The organism is Spirochaetaceae bacterium, from assembly GCA_009784515.1.
Taxonomy (GTDB): Bacteria; Spirochaetota; Spirochaetia; order WRBN01; family WRBN01; genus WRBN01.
This window is the reverse complement of the sequence record WRBN01000101.1, coordinates 1-5,620: the sequence shown is the minus strand read 5'-3', so window position 1 is coordinate 5,620 and position 5,620 is coordinate 1. Positions and strand designations below refer to the sequence as shown.

The 5,620-nt window shown below is 41.8% G+C and carries 5 protein-coding genes; 2 read left to right on the top strand and 3 right to left on the bottom strand.

What is annotated here, in order from left to right:
• Positions 1-216: 216 nt before the first annotated feature.
• Positions 217-3,387: a UvrD-helicase domain-containing protein gene (locus FWE37_08925; GenBank protein ID MCL2521103.1), complete on the top strand. Its 3,171-nt coding sequence runs from the start codon at positions 217-219 to the stop codon at positions 3,385-3,387.
• Positions 3,380-3,550, top strand: a complete 171-nt coding sequence (locus FWE37_08920) for a hypothetical protein (GenBank protein ID MCL2521102.1) — start codon at positions 3,380-3,382, stop codon at positions 3,548-3,550. The genes FWE37_08925 and FWE37_08920 overlap by 8 nt, the downstream gene beginning before the upstream one ends.
• 19 nt (positions 3,551-3,569) lie before the next feature.
• On the opposite strand, the gene FWE37_08915 is transcribed toward FWE37_08920, so the two are convergent.
• The 3 genes from FWE37_08915 to FWE37_08905 all read right to left on the bottom strand — a co-directional run.
• Positions 3,570-4,613, bottom strand: coding sequence for a hypothetical protein (locus FWE37_08915; GenBank protein MCL2521101.1), 1,044 nt, complete (start codon positions 4,611-4,613; stop codon positions 3,570-3,572).
• Entirely contained in the window at positions 4,571-5,275 is a 705-nt protein-coding gene (aat, locus tag FWE37_08910) for a leucyl/phenylalanyl-tRNA--protein transferase (GenBank protein MCL2521100.1), read from the bottom strand. The genes FWE37_08915 and aat overlap by 43 nt, the downstream gene beginning before the upstream one ends.
• 61 nt (positions 5,276-5,336) lie before the next feature.
• The coding region (locus FWE37_08905) for a hypothetical protein (protein ID MCL2521099.1) at positions 5,337-5,620 on the bottom strand (284 nt) is incomplete at its 5' end.

Below are 5,620 nucleotides of genomic sequence, written 5' to 3'. Positions count from 1 at the left end.
TTTCACTTTTCAGTTACCACTACTCAATTACGGGTTGTTAATTCTTCACTTGAGGAGAAAGTTTAATTTTTTTTGATATTTTTTAAGGTTGGTTTGGCTAGATAAAATTGCTAGACTAGCTAGTCATCGATAAATACTATTGGTGCCTATAAAGGGGTAGTTACTATTTTTAACCCTTACCTAGCCATTAACCCCCACTTATGCTATACTAACTAGGTGTTTAAGCTTAAAGAATTTAACTTAACTAAAAGCGCTCTCATCGAGGCCTCAGCCGGCACCGGCAAAACTTACACTTTAGTGCGGCTGGCGTTACATTACTTAATAGAAGGCAAGATAGAGCCCAACCAGCTGGTGCTGGTAACCTTTACGCGTAATGCCGCCGGCGAATTAACCGGCCGCCTGTTGGCTCTTATTAAAGAAGAACTGCTTAATGAGGAACAAACTGCCGCTAATCCCGGCCGGCTGCAAAGGTTAAGAACCATCTACCAAAAATTTAGCAGTCTTACCATCGCCACTATCCATTCTTTTTGCCAAAACCTATTGGCGGGTTATCCCTTCGAGGCCGCCCGGCCTTTCCAGCTTAATTTAAGCGCCGGCAGCGATTGGCAATCTGCACAGTTACAAAAATTTTTACTGGGTTACGAGGCTGCCTTAACGGCCGATAAAACCAAAGCTGACGCTTTTAATTTGCTGTTAACCAAATATCACAGCTTTGAAGGAGTAGTAAATTATTTTTTACAGCTTATTAATAAAATAAATCCCTACGCTTATAATATTAATCCCGCTGCCGATATAAATAATTTAAAAGAATTCCCTGCCGAAGAAAATACTTCCGCTTTGTTAGCTTATATTACCGGGGATATTTTAAGCCACATTTTGCCGCGTTTGGCTCAAAAACGGCAAGAAGACGGTGATAGCAGTTTTAACGATTTACTTTACGATACCATGTTCCTGCTACAAAGCCGCCCGCAATTACTTAAAGCCGTACAGGCTAATTATAAAGTAGCTTTAATTGACGAATTTCAGGATACCGATTACGCCCAGTGGCAAATTTTTAATTTAATTTTTAGCGGTGATGACCGCAGGCTGGTGGTTATCGGCGACCCTAAACAATCTATTTATAACTTTAGAGGAGCTAACCTGCAAGTTTACCAACAAGCCGCCCGGCAAATTAACCATAGTTATCACCTTAATGTTAATTACCGCTCGCTGCCGGGCATTATTAAACCCATTAATTTAATTTTTAGCACATTATTTAACGATTACAAAGAGGTGGCGGCGGCCGATAATCCCGCTACAGCGTTACACCTATGTTATAACCAACAAGAAGAAACTGCCTTAAGTTTTGTTAAGATAGAGAGCGAAGCCGTCTCCAGCGATGAGCTAAGGCAAGATATTATTAAGGCTATGGTGCAGCAAGTAAGCAACCTGCTAAGCGGTAACTATCGGCTTTGCCGGCTTGACGAACAAGGTAAAATAGTAACCATAAGGGCCGTTAAAGCCAGCGATATAGCTATTATTGCTACTACCGGTAACGATTTAAGACGTTATAAACGTTTATTAGAGCAACAGCAGATAGCGGCGGTGCTGCACAGCGGACAAAGTTCGGTGCTAAAAAGTAACGAGGCTTACCTCTTAACTTTACTGTTAAGTTACCTAGCCGGCGACGAAGCTAAACTGACTACTTTGCTCATGTCGCCGCTGTTTGCCCTAACTAACCGGCAGCTAACTGCTGACCATAACCAATTTATTACCGCCGTAACTTTATTGGCGGAGGTTGCTGGACTAGCGGCAAACGGTAACTGGGCAAAGGCTTTAGATAAACTTTGGCGCGAAAGCGGTTACTTACAACGGCTGCTACAACCTCAAGAGGTAACCATCAGCGAGCTGGCCGAAAGCGAAGAACGTGAACGTGCTTATGTTAATATTAATCACTTAAGCGAGCTTATTATTAGCCAAAGCAACAAACAAAGCAGCCCGCAAGCGATGCAGAGATATTTACTGCAATTAATTAATAACGAACAAGACAGTGAGCAACTACGGCTGGAGCGCGATGACGAAGCCGTTACCTTAATTACCGTACATAAAGCTAAAGGCTTACAATATAAAATTGTTTTTGTACATGTGGGGCTTAACCAACCTATGTCGCCGCACAAAGGCGATAGCTACTATCTTATGCGCAACAACAACGGCAGCTATCTTATCGATTTTGATAAAACCACCGACCACAAAGAGCAACTTAAAAAACACGAGGAGAAAGAAAGAGAGCGGCTTTTTTACGTGGCTTTAACCCGGGCCGAAAGCAAACTTTATCTGCCTTACACCTATGGTCCAACTTATAAAGACCCTAGCAAAGCTAGGTGGCCTTATGCTTCTTTTTTATCTGCCCATAATAAAGAAGAGCTGTACTTAACGGCTAAAGAACTCATTAACGCCGGCAAGCCGCTTAACCCGCTAACGATACCGGCCGGCTCCAGCTGCCCCACCGGTGAACAACCCTTTAATTTAGCTAAATTAAAGCCCTTAAATTTAAACAAACGGCTCATAGCTTTTAGCAGCTATAGCTCGCTTTATCAAAAAGCGAAGCAAGATTATAGCTCGGGTTATCACGAAGCTCAGCTTAAATTAGCCGAAGCCATTAGCGGCGAAGAAACTGAAAGCCAAGCCGGTAACAACCGGCAGCACCCTTTAGGGCAGCCGCAAAATATCCGCGGCAGCGCCGCCTTTGGGTTGGCGTTGCATAGCCTCTTCGAGAATATCGGCTTTAGTGCGGCAGCTACTCCTTTAGATAACTTTTTAGCCGATAAAAATTTACAAAAGCAAATAAACTCTTTAGCCGGCAGTTACCTGCCGCTGACGGCCAAAGCCGAGCTGGAAGCCTTAAGCACACTTTTTTGGCATAGCCTTAACCAACCTATTAAAGCTTTAAACGGCTTTGCTTTAAAAGATATTAAAGAAAAACGACACGAACTGGATTTTTTACTCACCCTTAAAGAAAGCTACCTTAATAGCCCCATCTTTACCGGGCGGTTAGAAGCCGGCTTTTTAAAAGGTTTTATCGATTTAATTTTTAAACACGATAACCGTTATTACCTGCTGGATTGGAAAACCACTAAACTCGGTGATAGCTTTAACCACTACAGCCAGCCCAAACTGCCGGAGGCTTTACAGCAACACGGCTACCGGCTGCAATATTATCTTTATTTACATGCTTTTTACCGTTATGCTAAAACTATAGATAAAAATTTTACTTACGATGCCATAGGCGGAGTAATTTATTGCTTTAACCGGGCTATGCATGCAAGCCATAACGATGATACCGCCATCTTTTTTGATAAACCAAGCTACACCAACTATTTACAATTTGCGAGCCACTTTAATGAATAAAAATATATTAAAAAACAAAGCTATTTTATTTACCTTAACTTTACTGTGCGGCTTTAGCTACCTAGCCACCGATTGGAATATTTTACGTATAGCAGCCCTTATTGCCGGTGTACTTTTTATTGTTTATCATCAAAAACACCGCCGGTATAGACGCAGGAGCTAACGGCGGTAAACTTAACGGCTTAAAATTGATAACTTACCGCTAGGCCGACCATATTGGTGCTGGCTATCGCACCGTTATAGTTACTTATTTGCCGGTTATAATGATAATAACCACCGAGTAAAAAATTATTAACGTGATAATAAAGGCCGCCGCCAAAAGAAATAATAAACGAGCTGGTTGTATCGTTATCATTAAAAGCGGGACGCAGGCCAAGATTAGCAAAGAGCCTAACGGTAAAATTTTCGGTAAAGGCGTTGCGCCTAATATATTTTAAAACAGCTTCCTGAATGGTAACTTCTACAAACGGCAGCCAATAACTTTGTAAAGACGGCTCGGCAAAGTCGCCTTGCCTTAAATTTAAAAGCTGCCCTTTTATGCCAAATTTAAGAGCAAGGGTAACACGTTCTTCTATCACCGGCAAAGCCCAATCAATACGCCATTGCAAAGCCACTAAATAACGCCAATAAAGATAATCGTTGGCGGCGCTAAGGGTATCAAAGTCAAAATAAAGGCTCTCTATACCGGCCTCCACGCCAAACCGGCGGCCTGTAGCCGGCAAAAAGGCCTCTATGGTTAAGTTGGTACCGCCGCGCCAGCTGCTGTTATCGTTTATAATATTAATAAAAGAAAAACCGTTACGCAGCCAAATGGCCAGTAAATAGCGGTTTCTATCGCTGTACTCTAAATCGTCCAGCTCCCAATTTAAAACTTCGCCGTTACCTACAGGAGGCAGCGCATTACCGGCCAGCAAACCGGCTTCGTTATCGCGCAAAAAAACCAACCGCCGTAAGCTGCTAATTAAAGCCGCCAGCTCCCAATCGGCCGGGTATAACTCTTGCGCCAAATTTAATAAATTAATGGTTAAATTTAAATTATTGGCCCGGTAAGCCAGCAGGGCATCGCTCACCAGCTGCTGCGCTAATAAGCCTTGGGTACTGCCATCAAAACTTAAAGCTTTAGCCTCTAAGGCATCGGCAATTTCATCGGCCCATACCGGCATAGCTAAAGCAAGCAGTAAGATTATAACACAGCGGTAAAAAGTTTGTCCCATTGTCCCTGCCAATTTGTCTGGTTAAGCGCCTTGCTTAGCTCGGCCTTAAAAAGCGGCCTCTCCATAACGGTGCCACCCAGCGATTGCAAATGGCCGGTAACCTGCTGGCAATCGATAAAAGCCAGCCCCTGTTCTTTAAAGTAATTAACAAATTTTATTAAAGCAAACTTAGAGGCATTAGGGACTAAACTTAGCATACTTTCGCCAAAAAACACCCGCCCTATGCTTAAACCATAAAAGCCGCCTATTAATTTATCGGCACAATAACACTCCACGCTATGGGCATAACCTAATTTATGCAGCTGGCTGTAAGCCTTTATAATATCTTGCGTTATCCACGTACCGGCTTGGCCTTTACGGTTTTGTTGAGCGCATAAATTAATAAGCTCTTCAAAGTTGCTATCAAGCCGTACCTGCCACTCGGCTTTTTTAAGTAATTTTTGCATAGTTTTACTAATATGTAAATTATGTGGATACAATACCAAACGCGGGTTTAAACTTACCCAGTTAATAGGTTGCTCGCTGCTACTTGGCCACGGAAAAATACCTTGCCGATAAGCCGCTAAAATGATAGCCGGCGTTAAGTAGCCGCCAAAGGCAACAAGTTCTTCATCGGCAGGCAGCCGGCTTTCTTCGTTTAGTAAAATAGTTATTATTTGTTCTTCGGTCATCATTTTAAATATATTTTTTACCGGGTATAAAAGCACTGCATTATTAATTATTAATTATTAATTATTAATTATTAATTATTAATAATTCTTTTACAGGAGCATAACACTCATAAAGTTTAAGCAAAACTTCTTCCGGTACCTTGTTATTAATTTTAAAAAACTTGTAAAAATCTTCTTTCTCTAACATACTCTCCGGGCTGTAGCTATCTTTAAAAGCTTCGCCAGAAACTTTAGCTAAGTAATTAACGGCAAACTCGCCGGCTTGCTCGCTGTTAAAAATTAACTCATTAAGGATAGAGCCATCTACAATAGCATAGTTAAGATAGTTATGGTAAAAATTACTTAAAT